This window comes from Natronococcus sp. CG52 (genome assembly GCF_023913515.1).
Lineage (GTDB): Archaea > Halobacteriota > Halobacteria > Halobacteriales > Natrialbaceae > Natronococcus > Natronococcus zhouii.
The window spans coordinates 1,013,569-1,030,743 of record NZ_CP099391.1 but is presented as its reverse complement, the minus strand read 5'-3'; the positions used below and the strand labels follow the sequence as shown (position 1 = coordinate 1,030,743).

Here is a 17,175-nt window from a genome sequence, read left to right as displayed (position 1 = left end):
GTCGATCTCACTCCGACGTGAACGTGACGGACCGCTCAAGATCGCGGGCGGCCTCGAGCAGTTCGTCGGTCGTCTCACCGTCGCGGGCCGACAGCGTGACGTGCCCCATCTTCCGCAAGGGGCGCACCTGCCGCTTTCCGTACCAGTGGAGGTGGGCGGCGGGCGTCTCGAGGATTCGGTCGATATCCCGGAGCGCTGCCTTCTGGGTCTCCTCGACGTCGCCGAGCAGGTTCACCGACACGGTCGGCGAGCGGAGTTCCGTCGAGGCGAGCGGCCACCCCAGAACCGCTCGAACGTGCTGTTCGAACTGGGAGCTGTGTGCGCCCTCGATCGTCCAGTGGCCGGAGTTGTGCGGCCGCGGCGCGATCTCGTTGAGCAGTACGTCACCGCCCGGCGTTTCGAAGAGTTCGATGCCGTAGACTCCGCGGCCGTTCATCACCTCGAGCACGTCGCTCGCGACCCCCCGTGCACGTTCTTCGACGGCCTCGCTCGAGCCCGCGGGAACGATCGTCTCCCGCAGGATCTCGTCCTCGTGGACGTTCTCGCCGATCGGAAACGTGGCAGTCTCGCCGTAGCCCTTCACCGCGATCACCGACACCTCGCGCTCGAAGTCGACGAACGATTCGACCATCGCGGGGCCGGCGACCGACTCGAGGGCGTCCTCGGCGTCGTCGACCGACTCGACGGGGACATTCCCGCGCCCGTCGTAGCCGCCGGTGCGAGCCTTGAGCATCACCGGCGCGCCGTAGTCGTCGATCGCCTCCCGGACGTCGTCGGCGTCCTCGACCGCACGGAACGGCGGTACCGGGACGCCGGCGTCCTCGAGCGCCCGCTTCTGGACGAGTTTGTCGTGGATCGTCTGGAGCGTCGACGGATCGGGGTGAACCGGCGTCCCCGAGTCCTCACTGACGCGCTCGAGGACGTCCTGGTCGGCCAGTTCGATCTCGAAGGTGAGCGCGTCGGCCCGCGCGGCGAGTTCTCGAATGCCGGCCTCGTCGTCGAAGTCCGCGACTATCTGGTCGCGAGCGACGGGTGCGGCCGGGCAGTCCGGCGTCGGGTCGAGCACGACTATCTCGACACCGAGCGGCGCCGCCGCCTCGGCGACCATCCGTCCCAGCTGTCCTCCGCCGACTACGCCGAGCGTCGGTCCTGGCGTCTGCAACGTCGTCATTGCGCGCTCGTTCGCCTCGGGCTCGTTTAAGGGTTCTCACTTTACGTCACGATCGTGCTCACTATCTGGAACCGGTGGTTTGAATTTGAGCACAATCGAGAACACTACGAAAGTCAGGGGCTTTCGTGGTGATCTCGGTGCCCACGTGTCGTATCCGGCTACGATCGATCGCAGCACGACCGGAATCAGCTACCGGATCGGTCACGTGAGAACGGTACCTCTTTTACTCACCCAGACCACGGCTCGCGTATGACCGCGCTCGGACTGGTGGTTGCGGAGTTCAACCGATCGATCACCGAGCAGATGGAAGACGTCGCCCTCGAGGCCGCCAGCGACGCCGGCGCCGAGGTGTACGAGACGGTCCACGTCCCCGGCGCGTACGACGCGCCGCTCGCGGCCGACCGGCTCGCTCGCCTCGAGGACGTCGACGCGGTGGCCGTCATCGGCACGGTCATCACGGGCGACACCAACCACGATCAGGTGATCACCGACGCCGCCGCACAGCGGCTCTCCGACGTCAGTCTCGAGCGTGACACTCCCGTGACGCTCGGCGTGACGGGCCCCGGCATGTCCGCCGCCGAAGCGCGCGAACGCGTCGAAAACGCGGCGACGGCCGTCGACGGCGCGCTCGATCTCGTCGCCGAACTTCCGGATCCCGATTCACAACAATGACGATGGAATTCACCGACCGCGTAACCCGAGTCGAACCGTCCGCAACGCTTGCCATCTCCGCGCTCGCGACCGAACTCGAGAACGACGGCGTCGACGTCGTCGACCTTTCCGTCGGCGAACCCGACTTCCCGACGCCCGAGAACGTCGTTCAGGCTGGGAAGGACGCGATGGACGCCGGCCACACCGGCTACACGACCTCCGCCGGCATCATCGAACTGCGCGAGGCGATCGCCGACAAGCTGGCCGACGACGGTCTCGATCACAGCACGGACGAGATCATCGTCACGCCCGGCGCGAAGCAAGCGCTGTACGAGATCGTCAGTTCGCTCGTCCAGGACGGCGACGAAGTGGTTCTCTTGGATCCCGCGTGGGTCTCCTACGAGGCGATGGTCAAGATGGCCGGCGGCGACCTCACGCGCGTCGATCTCTCCGACTCCGACTTCCAGCTCGAGCCCGCGCTCGACGACCTCGAGGCTGCGGTCTCCGACGAGACCGACCTGCTGATCGTCAACTCCCCGTCGAACCCGACGGGCGCCGTCTACTCCGACGAGGCGCTCGAGGGCGTCCGCGACCTCGCCGTCGAACACGACGTGACCGTCATCTCCGACGAGATCTACAAGGAGATCACGTACGGCGTCGAACCGACGAGTCTGGGCACGCTCGAGGGGATGGCCGACCGGACGATCACGGTCAACGGCTTCTCGAAGGCGTACTCGATGACCGGCTGGCGGCTGGGCTACTTCGCCGGCCCCGAGGAACTGATCGACCAGGCCGGCAAGCTCCACAGCCACTCCGTTTCGTCGGCCGTCAATTTCGTCCAGCACGCCGGCATCGAGGCGCTCGAGAACACCGACACCGCCGTCGACCAGATGGTCCAGGCGTTCAGCGAGCGCCGCGACCTGGTCGTCGACCTGCTCGAGGATCACGGGGTCGACGTCGCCGTCCCGGAGGGCGCGTTCTACATGATGCTGCCCGTCGACGACGACGATCAGGAATGGTGTGAGGGCGCGCTCGAGGACGCCCACGTTGCGACGGTTCCCGGCAGCGCGTTCGGGACGCCCGGCTACGCTCGCATCTCCTACGCGGCGAGCGAGGAGCGACTCCGCGAGGGGATCGAGCGGCTGGCCGACGAAGGCTACCTGTAGGCTCCGGAGCGAGTTCCGTTTCTCGAGGCGAGGCTCGAGTCGGAGTCGACTCGAACCGTCTCACCGTTCTCTCGAGCGCGTAGCGACCGCGATTTGATATGCGATAGCGGGGCGAAACCGGGCGATGGACTGCCCCACGTGCGACAAATCGCTCCGAACTAAGCAGGGAATGCGACAACACCACACAAAGGTTCACGGAGCGCCGCTCCCGAACCGGACCTGCAGCGGTTGCCAGACCGACTTCTACGATCCGAAGGCTCGCCGATCGTTCTGCGAGAACTGTAACCCGAACGCGGGAGAACACAACGGGAACTGGAAGGATGCGATCGAAGTCGCGTCGTGCGAATCCTGTGGAACGACCTTCTCGTTTTACCCGTCCAACAAACAGGGTACCTACTGTTCGGAGTGCGTTACGGCGGCAGACGGCTTGCTTCCGGAGAACCCCGCTGAGACGGGAGAGCGGCTCACGGTTGCGTGTCGATCGTGCGGTACCGACCTCGAGGTTCGTCCCGCTCGCATCGAGAAGCGAAAGCGCGGCGTGTTCTGCACGCTCGAGTGCTACGGCGAATGGCTCTCCGAGAACGTCGTCGGTCTGGACCACCATCAGTGGGAAGGCGGACCGATCGAATACGGTCAACGATGGTGGCGGATCCGGCGGCGAGCGCTCGAGCGAGACGGGTACGAGTGCCGGCATTGCGGAACGGACGCCGAGGAACTCGATCGGAACCCAGACGTCCACCATATTCGGCCGGTTCGGTCGTTCGATCGGGTCGAAGACGCGCACACGATTGACAACGTTGTTACGCTCTGTTGGAGCTGTCACCGGCGTGCAGAAGCGGGAGCGATATCAGTAACGGCTCGTCACGAAAAGTAACACTATTGTGCGGCGGCGGCCTATCCAGCGAATGAAGTCCCGTGGTGTAGTGGCCAATCATATGGGCCTTTGGACGTGTTCGGTTCAGTCCGTCACGGAAGCAAGCCCATGACGGCGGTTCGAATCCGCCCGGGACTATGAATCAGAAGTAGCAGTCTGATCCGGTTTTGAAGGGTTTACCTCGTGTTGACGGTCTAAATCCTCGAGTTCCTCGCGACGTCCAGTTACCTGTGTCTCGTGCACACGTCATGTGACGCTCGAGTGGCACGTGATGATGCACTGCGGAGGTGTACAGCAGGCACTCGATTTGGACGACTACCGGCCGGAAAATCGGCCTGAAGGTTTGGCACCGACGGAGACGCCGTCTCGTTCGAGTGAACGGAGTTTTCGTGCCGCCGGAGTTCAGTTACGTCGCCAACCCTGCTGGCGAGAGTCGTCGGTGCCTTCGGAGAGTCGCCGACCGGACGGGTCCTCGACGTCCTGCTGGAATCCGTTTGGATTCGGTTTCACTCTGTCTGACACAGTGCGTCCTCGATCGTCTCACCGGTCGGTACCCGGCCGACGGCGTCGTAGGTGGCGAGTGCGCGGTCCGAGTCTCGGACGGTCGTCGAAACGACATCCGAACGAACGTTCTCACCAGCCGTAACGGTATTATGAAATATTGCAACGTCATTTGTACCGGATTGTCACAATCCATTATTGTATTAGTCTCGATGAAATACGTGACCGCGTCTCATGACAGAGAATAATAGGAGTCAGAAGGGAAGAACCGGCTTCTCGCGTCGAACGTTCGTCAAAGCGACCGGGGTCGCCCTCGGAGCTGGCCTGTTCGGCGGAGCGAACACCGCCGTGGCAGCCGACGACGTCGACCGACGATACCTCAATTGGCGGGCGCTCGAGGCGCGCCACGCCTGGGACCGGGGGTATCGCGGCAGATCCGATCGAACGATCGCGCTGACCGATTCGGGGCTGGACTCCCGCCACCCGGATCTCGGACCGTGGAACGGAGTACGGGCGTTCGTCGAGGACGACCGGGTAAAACTCACCAAGCCCGACGAGAATGACCTCGAGCGCGTCGAAACCGGCGATACCAAGTCCGTCTCCAGCACGATGGGGCCGGGGACGTTCGCCACCGGCGATGAGAAGTACCACGAGTTCACGACGCCGAGCGACGCGGAGGAACTGGACGCCTCGCTCTCGTGGTCGCCGTACGTGGATAACACTAACGACCTCGAACTCCGACTGGACGAGTACGTCGACGGTCAGTGGGAGACCGCTGCCCGAGCAGCCTCGGCGGATATGCCCGAAACGATTCGGGCATCGGTCGCGCCCGACCGGCGGTACCGGTTCGTCATCGAGGCGTACATCAACACGACTTGCGAGTACGAAATCTCGGGGACCTACTTCGCGTACGAGGGCGAGCGGACGACCTACGACGCGAGCGTCGTCTTCGAGGGGGCCGACGGCACCCCGACGGCCGACACGCCCAAGACGGTCGGCTGGTACGACGCCGGGTCCCGCTACGGCTTCTACGACCGGCCTCGCGACGAGAACGGTCACGGGACCCACTGCGCGTCCATCATGGGCGGGAGCGGCCGGGCGAGCGCCCTCGACCCGGATACAGTCCGGACGGACGAACCTCGTACCGCGCTCTCGGCGGTGACCGGCAACTACCTCGCCTACGAGGTCGAGGCCGACGCCGGCACGGGCGTCTTCGGCTCCGCCTTCGGCGAACTCCTCGAGGTCGTCGTCGAGGGCCCCGACGGGCGCACGCTCGAGCGCACCACGCTCGACACCGACGAGGGCGTCCAGGACAACGTGACCGCGGTGGCTCCGACCGAACGATCCGGCACTTACACGGTCTACGTCCGGACGGCCGAGGGCGAACTGGCGACGTCCGCGTACGTCGACTCGGTCGCCGTCGGGGCGTTCCGCGACCCCGACGCGACCGCGGCCGACCGCACCGGCGAGGCCGACGGCTTCCACTCGGGTATCGCGCCTAACGAGAGTCTCGTCTGCCTTCAGGGACTCTCAGGGCCGACCGAGGACCTGGGCCGGCACGCCGAGGAGTTCGCCGACCTGTTCAACATGCGCGCCGTCAACATGTCGTGGGGCTACGTCGGCGGCCTCCCGCTCGGCGCGGCCGCAGGCACGCTCGATCGCATCCCCGCCCGCATCAAGGAGATCGCCGACGCGGGCGTGCTGACGGTCGCGGCGGCGGGCAACGCCGCGACGCCGGCGAACGGGAACGGCTCGCCGGCCGTGGCCGACGAAGCGATTTCGGTTGTTGCGACGGGCCCGCTCGACGGCATCTCCGGCTACTCCAGCGGCGGCATCGGCGGGATCGACGAGGAGGACTACGACACGTACATGAAGCCCGACGTCACCGCGCCGGGCGGGTACATTACGGACCTCGCGAACGCCGCGGACACGGGCGTCGCGGACGAACCCGAGGACGAGCAGCCCCCGATCCGGGGCTACACCGGCAAGGCCGGCACCTCGATGGCCTCGCCGTACGCCTGCGGCACCGCCGGCCTCGTCGCACAAGCGATGGAAGAGGACGCTCCGTCGAGCATCGCGCTCCCCGAGCCCGCAGAGACTGCGTTCGACGACGTGGTGCGCCTCAAACAGGTGTTGCTCGCCACGGCGACGGAGACGGCGCTCACCGCAGCACCGCACCACCGTGCGAAAACGCCCAGCTACGACTTCGGCGGCCGCGACCCCTACGAAGGCTTCGGCCGAGTGAACCCGGGCACGGCGATCGACGCGGTGACGCGGGAACTGTCGGGCACCTCGAGCGAGGCCGTCGGCCTGAACGTCCCCGAAGACGAGCGCGCCGCGGCGGGCTACGTGCAGGCGGGTCCGGGAACGGTCGCCGCCAGCGTCGAGGTCAGCCACCTCTCGGGCGGCGATAAGGGGGCGGCCAAAGGCGATCCTCACGTCGATCTGTTCGTCTACGACGCCGAGAACCCCGCCGACAACGGCGAACCGAACGTGCTCGGACGGACGCAGGGGCTCGACGGAACCGCCGAAGCGTCCGTCTCGTTCGGCCGTGACAGCGACGATCGGACGGCGTTTGTCGTCGCGAAGCTGGTGAACGTGCCTGGCTGCGTCAACGGTGACGACGTTCAGGTACACCTCGACTGTTCGGTCGACGTCGAGGACGGCTTCTTCGTCGACGGCACCCGCGAGGACGACGCCAGCGTCTTCACAGGTGGGCAGACCAACCACGTCGAACTGACCGCGAACCCGAGCGAGGACGCCGAGCTTCGGGACGTCGTCCCGGCCGAGTGGGACGTCTTGATCGAGTACTCCGACGACGTCGAGCGCGTCGAGGAAGGCGAGGGCGTCCAGTACGTCTACTTCGGAACGGCCGCCGCCGACGTCGAAACCTCGGTCGAGTACTTCGCGGAGGCGCCCGACGAACTGCTGATGAGCGACGCCTACGCCTTCGGCCCGGCCGAGGTGAACGCGGGCGACGGCTGGGTCGCGATTTCGGGAACCAGCGGCTCCAACGTCGTCGTCGGCCGGAGCACTTAGAAACCGATTCGACGGCTCGAAACTCAGGTCTCGAACTCGAGTTTGTGACTCGCGTACCGAAGCGCGCTACCCACGATACGAACTCACACCCACGATGTCAGAGGATACGCCGCGACTCGTAGATCGACGCACAGTACTCTCGACCGCCGGCGCCGTCGGCGCGGCGTCGCTGCTCCCGTTCTCGGGAACGTCCACGGCCGACACGTCGGTGCTCGACGACCAACTCGACGCCTCGACAGACGAGGTCCAGGAGGTGATCGTCGTCTTCGACGCCGCCGAATCGGTCGGCCGCCTCGCGGACCTCGACCTGCGGGAGGGCCTCGTCGAGTACGAGGTGCTGCCGATGGCCTACACCGCACTAACCGGCGACCAGCTCTCGAGCGTCGCCGACTGGGACTCCGTTCGACGGGTCCGCAAGGCCGTCGAACTCGGGTTCTATAACGATGACTCCCGCGAGGCGACGGGCGTCTCCGCGGTCCAGTCCGATCTCGGCTACGACGGGTCGTCGGTCGACGCGGTCGTCATCGACTCGGGCTTCTCGGGTCCGCATCCGGACTTCGACGGGCGACTCGAGTCGAACTGGCAGTGGGTCGATACCCCGCTGGGCGAACGCGATCTGGAGTGGATCGACCTCGGCCCCGAAGGGGACACCGACGACCTCGGCCACGGCACCCACTGCGCCGGCATCGTCGCCGGCGACGGGTCGGCGAGCGACGAACGGTACCGCGGGATGGCACCCGAGGCGCGCGTTTCGGTGTACTCGACCAATGAGGCCGTCTACCTCCCGTTCGTCGTCGGTGCGTGGGATCACGTGCTCGCCCGCGCGGACGATCCCGACGACGAGTTCGACCCCGACGTGGTGTCGAACTCTTACGGCGTCGCCCGCGACATGCGGTACAATCCGAACGATCCCGTCAACGTCGCCTCCTGGGAGGCGTTCCGGCGAGATATCGTACCCGTCTTCGCGGCGGGCAACGACGGCCCCGACCCGGATACGCTCTCGCGGTTCGCGAAGGCGCCCCACGTCATCGGCGCGGCGGCCACTCGCGACGACGAGCACGTTACGGACTTCTCCGCTCGCGGACGAACGCCCGAGGAGGGCCGCGAAACCAACTACGACCGCCGGAAGGCGCTGAACAATCTCGAGAAGTTCCACGCCGCGATGACCGACGACCGGTACGTCGTCGACGTCGAGGAGTGGACGGGCGAGCTCGGTCCCACCGGCACCGGCAGCGACTATTACGAGTGGGGCGCACCGAACAACGCCGACGTCCTCGAACTCGACCTCTCGCTGACCCCCGACGGCGAGCAGATCACGCTGATCGTCCGCCGCGGCTCGAAGGATGGCGAAGAGACCGCCAAACTCGGCGAGGAACCGGTGTACCAGCACACGACCCTGACCACCGACGTCGAGGGCGGCGAAACCTACTGGATCGAGGTCGAGCCCGCGACCAACGTCGCGGTCACCTACGAGATCGACCTCGAGGCGTTCGAGCAGGTGGGCGAGCCCCACCGGTACCGTCCGGTCGGCCTCTACCGTCCCGGCGTCGCGACGCCGGGCAACTCCGTGATGAGCACCGTCGGACCGACCGACCCGCTGGACGCGCTCGAGCCCGACGAGGAACCCTACTACACGCCGATGACGGGGACGAGCATGGCCTGTCCGGCCGCGGCGGGCGTCTGCGCGCTGCTGGTCGACGCCGCGCGCAAAAACGGCCACGACTGGACGCCCGTGAAGATCATCGATACGATCGAGGCGGAGGCCGAAGACGTTCACACCGCCTCCACCCCGTGGAATGCCGGCGCCGGCTTCGTCGATGCCGCGGCGGCCGTGCGGCGAGCTGAGACCGGCGACTTCGCGACGCACGACGAAGTCGACCTGGTCAATTCCGATACGCCCGAGGCGCTCGAAGTGACGGGCTCTCGCGAGGACGACGGCTCGGCGTTCACCGCCGGCCAGACCAACCGCGTCGACGTGACAGTCGAATCGGTATCGCACGAGGCGACGGTTCGAGACGTCGTCCCCGACGGGTGGTCGGTCGACGAAGCGTACGGCGACGTCGAGCGCGTCGAGGAGGCGGGCGACGTTCAGTACGTGTACTTCGGGACCGCGGTTCCGGACGAGGCGCACACGTTCACCTACTTCCCGGAGGCGCCGGCGGAGACTGGTACGTACGCGTTCGGTCCGTCCGAGGCGAACGCAGCCAAAACCGACGACGGCTGGGTCGCGTTCGGAGAATCCGACGACAACGCCGTGGTCGGTGAGGAAACCTGACGCGTGGGGATCCGTTTAACGGGACGGAATCGTCGGAACCGGCGATAGAAGACGACCGACACGGCGGGCAACTCGACGAGACCCACCGGAACGCGGCGCTCGGATGACTACTGACTGGTCGGACTCCGCGTGCTCGCGGTCGGGCACGCGCTCGAGGGATCCTCCCGCTGGTTCGTCTTCATCGCGTTCGCGGTCGCCATGGTTTTCGTTCCCGCTGTCGCGTTTCGGGATGCGGGGATGCCGCGTGAGAAGTCCGAACCGTCTCGTATGAAGTCCACTTCGACACGAGTCTTCTTCCGATCGAATACGGACCTCTACTCCCGGTCCTCTCTGCTCACGAGTCGACGAGCAAACCGATCGACGGAACACCTGATGCGGGCACATGCCCGTCGGGAACACGTATCAAAAGGGCTCCTCGAGCGCCGAACCTTCGATATCAAAGCCGCAGCGCGGTCAGGAATCAATCGTGAAGGACAGCTTTATTCAACCGTGTCTGAAAGGGCGAGTAACGATGAACGGCGGTAGCGACGATGCTGACAAAACTGGCTGGAGCGCGCCGAGTCTGGCGGTCGTCGAGGCCGTAGCCGATGCGGAAGGCGTTCGACCGGACCACCTGTGTCCGCCGGAGTACGAGCCCCTGCACGCGGTCATCGATCCCGAGGCACTCGACAAACTCTTCGGGCCGAAGGCCGTCGGTACTCCGCGATTCGGTGGAGAGGTTTCGTTTCGGTACTGTGACTATCGCGTGACGATCGATCGACACGGAGCGGTTACCCTCGAGTAGCCCCGATCAGGTTCGGCTCCGTCCCGTCTGCGTTCCGGAACAGCAAGACAGATACGGAGTCTCTCCTAACGTCGGATAATGGCAACGGCGAACGCGAGACGACGGCTCCGGGAACGATCGATCGGCGTGACGATCGTGTTCACGATCGTCGGCTACGCGCTGGTTATCGGGACGTTCGTCGCCGACATCCCGATCTATCCCGATCTCACGAACGCCCAGGTAAACGCGTTTACGCACGCGATCGCAGCGATCAATACGGTGACGACGGTTCTGCTGGTGCTGGGCTGGTACTGGATTCGCGCCGGAGAGATCGAAAAACACCGCCTCGCGATGACGGGTGCGTTCGCGACGATCATCCTGTTTCTCGTCGTCTACCTGATCAGGGTCGGCGGCGGCGGGACGAAGGAGTTCGTCGGTCCGTCCCTGGTGTACGGACTCTACCTCGCGATGCTGGCGATCCACATCATCCTCTCGATCGTCGCCGTCCCCATCGTGCTCTACGCGCTGATCCTCGGACTCACCCACACGCCGACGGAGCTGCGCGACACCGCCCACGCTAGAATCGGGCGCATCGCCGCAGGGTCGTGGATTCTGAGTCTCGTCCTCGGGATCGTTACCTACCTGATGCTCAACCACGTCTACGGCTACGAGTTCGCGTCGATGCTCGTTCCACTTTTCTGATCGCGGACGCCGCGCATCGCCAGTCGCGGTTTCTCTCGAACTCGCAGTAGCGCGAATCCCCGATCGCCGTGGGCTCCTCGAGTGTCGTTCCGACAATTGTCGTGGCATCTCTTACCACGCGCGTTATTGCTGAGCGCCCCTTACCTCGGGTTACTTACGGCCGATACCGGCCGTTACGATTCGATGCAAACGCACAACCCGAACTATACCGGCCTGTACGCTGACGTCGCTCCGTCCGTGGTCTCGCTCTATCTGGCCACTGACACTCCGCGAGCCGCCGGCGCCGGCTCCGGCTTCGTCTACGATCGGGCGGGGCACATCGTCACTAACTACCACGTGGTTGCCGACCTCACTCGAGCGGACCGGGCGGAACGTCCGCCGACCGGTTCCGACGACGCGACGCGCCTCAAGGTCCGCTTTAGCGAGGGCGACTGGCGCGTCGGTCGACTGGTCGGCACCGATCCCTATACGGACCTCGCGGTCGTCGCCGTCGATTCCCTTCCCGACTACGCTCCGGCGCTGTCGATCGCTGCGGCGAATCCGGAGCCCGGAACGCCGGTCGCGGCGTTCGGCAATCCGATGGGACTCGACGGGACGATCACCACCGGAATCGTCAGCGGCGTCTCGCGGACCATGCCCGTCGGCGGCGGGTTCACGATCCCCGACGTCGTCCAGACCGACGCGCCGATCAATCCTGGGAACAGCGGCGGTCCCCTGGTTGCGCTCACGGACGAGGAAACGCCCGAGATCGTCGGCGTCAACCGAGCGCGAAGCGGGGACAACATCGGATTCGCCATCTCGCCGACCGTAACCACTCGCGTCGTCCCCGACCTGATCGACGCGGGCCGGTGCGACCACGCGACCCTTCACGTCTCGACGCTCGACGTCTCGCCGACGGTCGCGGAGGCGAACGGGCTCGAGGAATCCGGCGGGGTGCTGGTCGTCGACGTTCGAGACGGGCCGGCGAGCGGCGTTCTGGGCGGCTGTCACTCGACGCGACGAGTTCGCGGCCGGTCCGTCCCCGTCGGCGGTGACGTTCTCGTCGGTATCGACGGCCGCGAGCTGCGCTCGACGGAGGAGTTGACCAGCCACCTGCTCACGGAGACGCGGCCCGGGGACGCGGTGACGCTGACGGTGCGTCGACCCGCGGGGGTGAGCCGGGAGACGGTGACCCTGGCGTCCCGTGACGGACCGACCGGGTCGACCCCCAACCGAATCGAGGTTCGCTGACGAACGGTTTGATCGGGCTGGCCGAGTACTGCCGGTGTGGATATTCGCGGCACCCGCTCTCGGAACGAGATCACGGCCGTTCTCGAGACACGACGATCCTCCCGGATCGGAGCATTCGGAAGTCACATCAGAGAAATCGACGACCGAGCCGCCGTACGCTGGGGACTGGGGCTGCGGCCCGCGTCGATCGATCCGGACGCGGAAACGGCGGTCCTTCGGGGCCTCTCGAGCGATAGCTCATCGGGGCGGAGTCGGGGCGGAACCTCCCGCGCGAAGAACGCGACGAGGTGACGACCGGGGCAGTCAGTACCCCTCGAGCGTGAACACGAACAGCCCCGTACTGGCGTCCGAGACGTACACGTACTCGCTGTCTTTCGTGTTGGCACCCCAGACCATCGGGATGTCGTCGATCGCCCTCGCTGGATCCTTTCGGCGGACCTCGTCGGCCCCGTCGGTGGTCACGTACTGGTCGATCCGCTCCGGGTTCGCCGGATCGGAGAGATCGAACGTCTGGACGCCGGCCTTGTAGTCGCCGCTGAACAGGACGTCCTGCTGGTCGCCGACGCCCCAGTCGGAGAAGTGGCCGGTCCACCAGAACCCCTGCTGACCGGTGGGTTGCTGGGCGCTTCCCTGCGGCGGACGGAACGATGAGAGGAGTTCGGTCTTACCGGTGTCGAGATCGAACTCGATCACGTGTTTGTACCCTGGATTACCGGAGCCGACCTCTTCACCGACGAGGCAGATGTCGTCTTCCGGGTGCGGGAACGCGTGGTGGGCGTTCCGGAGTGGGACGTCCGCCGTCTCTTCCTGATAGTCGAACGAAGCGGCTTCGACGGGATTCGCCGGATCGCTCAGATCGACGATGTAGAGACCGTGATCCCAGTGGGCGAGATAGGCGTAGTCGCCACGGACCTGCGTATCGTGGACGTATCCGCTGGGATGGGTGTGGCCCGGATCGTCGGGGGACAACGACTCGACCGAATGATCCGTCGCCTGAAACTCGCCGACTTCCCTCGGGTTCTCGGGATCGGTAACGTCGTAGATCACGATTCCGCGGCCCGTCCCCGAGACGATGACGTGCTCCTCGTCGAAGGCGATGACGGTGTGAACGCCCGCGCCGTCGTCGACGGTGAACGGGCCGTACAGTTCGGGTTCTGCAGGATCGTCGACGTCTACGACGGCCCAGCCCGCGTCTCCGCCGCCCTCGTTGGCGGTGAAGATCCACGGCTCCTCGGGATGGAAGAACACGTCGTTCACGTAGCCGATGCCGGCCGAGGTGGTGGCGACGTGTTCCGGGTTCTGGAGGTCGGAGACGTCGGCGATATGAACGTCGGTATCGCCGAACACGAACGATCCCGTCGCTGCGAGGCCTAAATCTTCGCGGACGTCCATGTTCGTGATGTTGCCGTCCGGAGCACCCAGGGTAGAGTGACCGACCAGTTCCAGCCGCGGACTGCGGTTCTCGTCACCGCTTCCCTGCGCCGCGCCGGTTCCGCTCAGCGCGCCGATCCCGACAGCGGTCGCAGCATACCCCTTCAGCACCGTTCGCCGAGCCGTTTGCTCCTGTTCTCGAGACATAACGGGCGAACAGTACGACTATCGCTATAAAATAATAGTCGTGGATTGACGTTATTGAAATGGAGCTGAAGATATATATCGAAAGGTACTGCACTTTATTACAGGCACTACGGACGAACTCGTATTCGATCCGAAACCTCGTTGATCGGAGTGGAATCGGCGAGTCCGTCGCGAACGCCAGCAAGACGGACTCGAGTGACGGTTTCACTCAGTCCGTTCGCGGAATCGACCGGGCGCCGAGCGCGAAGAAAATCACGGCGATCGCCGCGAGAATCCCCAGGTTCGCTAGCGCGGGGTCGATCCCGGCGACGGTCTGCGGTCCGGCGTCCGGATACGTCGTCGCCCGCACGCCACGGGCGAAGTACGTCAGCGGCGAGAGATTGACGAGCGGTTCGAACCAGCCGGGAAGTTGCTCGAGCGAGACGAACGTCTCGGAGAGAAAGAGCAGCGGCAGTCCGATGGCGTTGCTGGCGGCGACCGCGCCGTCCCGGGAGTCGGTGTAGCTGCCGAGCATCGTCCCGATCCCGCAGAAGCAGACGACGCCGACGAGCACGTACGGCACCAGCAGCGGCGAGAAGACGATCTCGGCGCCCGTGAGGACGACCACGAGCGCGAGGATGAGCAGACTCGCCAGGCCGATGATGACGGCGTTGACGGCGGTCTGGGCGAGCAGCCACTCGCCGCGGGTCAGCGGCGTCGTCGCGAGTTTCTCGAAGCGGTTGCCCTCGCGGTGACGAGCGACCTCGCTCCCCAGGCGCGACAGCGGCGTAAAGAGGACGACGACCGCGAGATAACCCGGCACGTAGTACGCCGGCGGTTCCGTGAACAGCCCCTCGCCGGTCGGGTCCGTCCGCACCAGCGCACCGAAGATGACGATCAGGATCACCGGGAAAAAGAACGTGAAGAAGACCGCGGTCCGCCGGCGGACGAACGATCGCCAGCCGGCGCCGGTCTCCGCACGAACGCGGTCGACCGCACTCATGCCGTCTCACCCGTACGAGCGAGCGTCTCGCCGGTCCGGTCGGTTCGCTCGAGTTCTGTCTCGTCGGCCAGCGCGAGGTAGACGTCCTCCAGGTCGGGTTCGGACCAGGACAGGCCGGAGTACGCGACCTCGCGGTCGTCGAGGTAGTCGACGACGGTCCCGATATCGGTGGGCGAGACGTCGCGTACGACGATCTCGCCGTCTCGAGCGGCGACCGGGAACGAAAGGTCGTCGAACGCCTCCGGAGCGGCGGCCGTCTCGACCGTCAGGCGGCTCGAGCCGGCGTGTTCGGCGACGAGGTCGGCGGGCGTCCCTCGTGCGACGAGGTCGCCGTCGGCTAACAGGCCGACGCGGTCGGCGAGGCGCTCGGCCTCGGCCATGTCGTGTGTCGTCAGAAAGACCGTCGTCCCGGCCTCGGCGAGGTCCTCGATCAGCCGCCAGACGGTTCGGCGGCCGGCGGGGTCGATGCCGGTCGTCGGCTCGTCGAGAAAGAGCACGGTCGGGTCGTTCACCAGCGTCGTCCCGACGCAGACTCGGCGCTGCTGGCCGCCCGAGAGATCCTCGTACCACGTCTCACCCGCGTCTACGAGACCGACGTCGGCCAACACGTCCTCGGGGTCGCGGTGCTCGGCGTAGAGTCCGGCGTAGTAGGCGAGCAGTTCGCGGGCGGTGAGCCGGTCCGGCGGCGAGAACGCCTGCGGAAGGACGCCGAGTCGATCGCGGTCGACGGCCGCCGGCTCCTCGTCGAGGACCCGTGCGCTGCCCGAATCGGGCTCCGTCGTGCCCGTGAGCGCGCGGACGAGCGTCGTCTTGCCCGCGCCGTTCGGGCCGATGAGTGCGAAGACCTCGCCCCGTTCGACCGACAGTGTCACACCAGACAGCGCAACCGTCTCGCCGTAGCGCTTTTCCAGCCCCTCTGCGACGACCGGGGTATCCATACGGGCCGCTATCGGCGCGGCCGGCGTAAGCCGTTCGATTCCCGACCGACGGGTAGTACGTGCGCTCGGTCGAACTGTACGCGCTCGCGGCGGACGAGTACGGGACAGCGTGAGCCGAGTTCGTGGCGTTCGCGATTCCGTCCCCGCCGTCGGTGGCGATCATCTACTACGCCTCCAGAGCCCCGTCGAGAGTTGCCTCTCCTTCGGCAGTACGGCGGACCGCTCCTCGGCCGCGCTCTTGCTTTCGCAGGGTGAACCGTTAGACGCACGGTTGTGGTAGCACTGCGTCGATGGCACGACTCGGATACACCCTCTCGAGCGAGGAGCACGGACCGAACGAACTCGTCGACATCGCCGAACGAGCGGAGCGGGCGGGATTCGACTTTCTCTCGATCTCGGACCACTTCCACCCGTGGGTCTCCGCGCAGGGTGAATCGCCGTTCGTCTGGTCGACGCTCGGCGCTATCGCGAACGCGACCGACGAGATCGAAGTCGGCGTCGGCGTCACCTGTCCGACGATCCGGATCCATCCGGTCAACGTCGCCCACGCCGTCGCCACCGTCGACGAGATGTTCGGCGACCGGTTCACCTTCGGCGTCGGTACCGGCGAGAACCTGAACGAGCACGTCACGGGCGAGCGCTGGCCCGAACACGACGTCCGCCTCGAGATGCTGGACGAAGCGATGGACGTCATGCGCAAACTCTGGACGGGCCAGACGACGAGTCACCGCGGCGAGCACTACACGGTCGAGAACGCGCGCCTCTACACCTGCCCCGACGAACAGCCGACGACGATCGGGAGCGCGTTCGGTCCCCAGACCGCCGAGTGGGTCGCCGAGAACACCGACGGGCTCTGGTGCTCCGGACCGAAGGAAGAGCCGGTCGAGGCCTACGAGGACGCCGGCGGCGACGGCCCGAAGTACACCCAACTGCACGGCTGTTACGCCGAGAGCGAGGAAGAAGCGGTCGAGACGGTCTACGAGTACTGGCCGAACGGCTCGATCCCGGGCGAACTCGGCCAGGAGCTGCCGACGCCGGCGCACTTCGAACAGGCCGCCCAGATGGTCGAGAAAGAGGACGTCGCCGAGGCCGGCACCACGACCAGTCCGGACCCGCAGGACCACATCGACAGCATCGAGCAGGCCGTCGACGCCGGCTACGACCACGTCTACTTCCACCAGGTCGGCCCGGAACAGGAAGAGGCGCTCGAGTTCTACGAGGAGGAAGTGCTGCCGTCGTTCGACTGAGCGCGGTCGTCCTCGTTTGTCAGGGAAGCGTATCCGGCGACACGGGAGTCGTTTCCGA

13 protein-coding genes and 1 tRNA gene are annotated in these 17,175 nt (G+C 66.0%); 10 read left to right on the top strand and 4 right to left on the bottom strand.

The annotated features are described in order from the left end of the window. Positions 1-7: 7 nt before the first annotated feature. Positions 8-1,171 (bottom strand): 5-(carboxyamino)imidazole ribonucleotide synthase, encoded by a 1,164-nt coding sequence (locus NED97_RS05335; RefSeq protein ID WP_252489687.1) that lies wholly within the window; start codon positions 1,169-1,171, stop codon positions 8-10. Between the two features lie 249 nt (positions 1,172-1,420). Between NED97_RS05335 and ribH the strand changes: the two genes are divergently transcribed. The 9 genes from ribH to NED97_RS05290 all read left to right on the top strand — a co-directional run bounded on the left by ribH (position 1,421) and on the right by NED97_RS05290 (position 12,372). Further along, on the top strand, positions 1,421-1,843 hold the full coding sequence (gene ribH / locus NED97_RS05330; RefSeq protein WP_252489686.1) for a 6,7-dimethyl-8-ribityllumazine synthase: 423 nt from the start codon (positions 1,421-1,423) through the stop codon (positions 1,841-1,843). Continuing rightward, positions 1,840-2,988, top strand: a complete 1,149-nt coding sequence (locus NED97_RS05325) for a pyridoxal phosphate-dependent aminotransferase (RefSeq protein ID WP_252489685.1) — start codon at positions 1,840-1,842, stop codon at positions 2,986-2,988. The genes ribH and NED97_RS05325 overlap by 4 nt, the downstream gene beginning before the upstream one ends. Positions 2,989-3,112: 124 nt before the next feature. After that, complete coding sequence (locus NED97_RS05320) at positions 3,113-3,862, top strand: HNH endonuclease (protein WP_252489684.1); 750 nt, start codon at positions 3,113-3,115, stop codon at positions 3,860-3,862. Positions 3,863-3,897: 35 nt separating this feature from the next. Continuing rightward, positions 3,898-4,000, top strand: a tRNA-Gln gene (locus tag NED97_RS05315). Between the two features lie 597 nt (positions 4,001-4,597). After that, positions 4,598-7,402, top strand: coding sequence for a S8 family serine peptidase (locus NED97_RS05310; RefSeq protein ID WP_252489683.1), 2,805 nt, complete (start codon positions 4,598-4,600; stop codon positions 7,400-7,402). A gap of 94 nt (positions 7,403-7,496) precedes the next feature. Continuing rightward, positions 7,497-9,677 (top strand): S8 family serine peptidase, encoded by a 2,181-nt coding sequence (locus NED97_RS05305; protein ID WP_252489682.1) that lies wholly within the window; start codon positions 7,497-7,499, stop codon positions 9,675-9,677. Positions 9,678-10,188: 511 nt separating this feature from the next. Then, on the top strand, positions 10,189-10,461 hold the full coding sequence (locus tag NED97_RS05300; RefSeq protein ID WP_252489681.1) for a HalOD1 output domain-containing protein: 273 nt from the start codon (positions 10,189-10,191) through the stop codon (positions 10,459-10,461). A gap of 78 nt (positions 10,462-10,539) precedes the next feature. Continuing rightward, on the top strand, positions 10,540-11,142 hold the full coding sequence (locus tag NED97_RS05295; protein ID WP_252489680.1) for a DUF420 domain-containing protein: 603 nt from the start codon (positions 10,540-10,542) through the stop codon (positions 11,140-11,142). Positions 11,143-11,325: 183 nt separating this feature from the next. After that, entirely contained in the window at positions 11,326-12,372 is a 1,047-nt protein-coding gene (locus NED97_RS05290) for a S1C family serine protease (RefSeq protein WP_252489679.1), read from the top strand. A 303-nt stretch (positions 12,373-12,675) separates the two neighbouring features. On the opposite strand, the gene NED97_RS05285 is transcribed toward NED97_RS05290, so the two are convergent. The 3 genes from NED97_RS05285 to NED97_RS05275 all read right to left on the bottom strand — a co-directional run bounded on the left by NED97_RS05285 (position 12,676) and on the right by NED97_RS05275 (position 15,870). Continuing rightward, positions 12,676-13,950 carry an LVIVD repeat-containing protein gene (locus tag NED97_RS05285; RefSeq protein WP_252489678.1) on the bottom strand — a complete coding sequence of 425 codons (1,275 nt, stop codon included), beginning with the start codon at positions 13,948-13,950 and terminating at the stop codon, positions 12,676-12,678. Positions 13,951-14,158: 208 nt separating this feature from the next. Further along, entirely contained in the window at positions 14,159-14,932 is a 774-nt protein-coding gene (locus NED97_RS05280; RefSeq protein WP_252489677.1) for an ABC transporter permease, read from the bottom strand. Further along, on the bottom strand, positions 14,929-15,870 hold the full coding sequence (locus NED97_RS05275; protein WP_252489676.1) for an ABC transporter ATP-binding protein: 942 nt from the start codon (positions 15,868-15,870) through the stop codon (positions 14,929-14,931). Before NED97_RS05275 ends, NED97_RS05280 begins: the two co-directional genes overlap by 4 nt. 290 nt (positions 15,871-16,160) lie before the next feature. Between NED97_RS05275 and NED97_RS05270 the strand changes: the two genes are divergently transcribed. Continuing rightward, the gene (locus tag NED97_RS05270) at positions 16,161-17,117 is read left to right on the top strand and encodes a TIGR03557 family F420-dependent LLM class oxidoreductase (protein ID WP_252489675.1); all 957 of its coding nucleotides are present in this window, start codon (positions 16,161-16,163) and stop codon (positions 17,115-17,117) included. Positions 17,118-17,175: the final 58 nt, after the last annotated feature.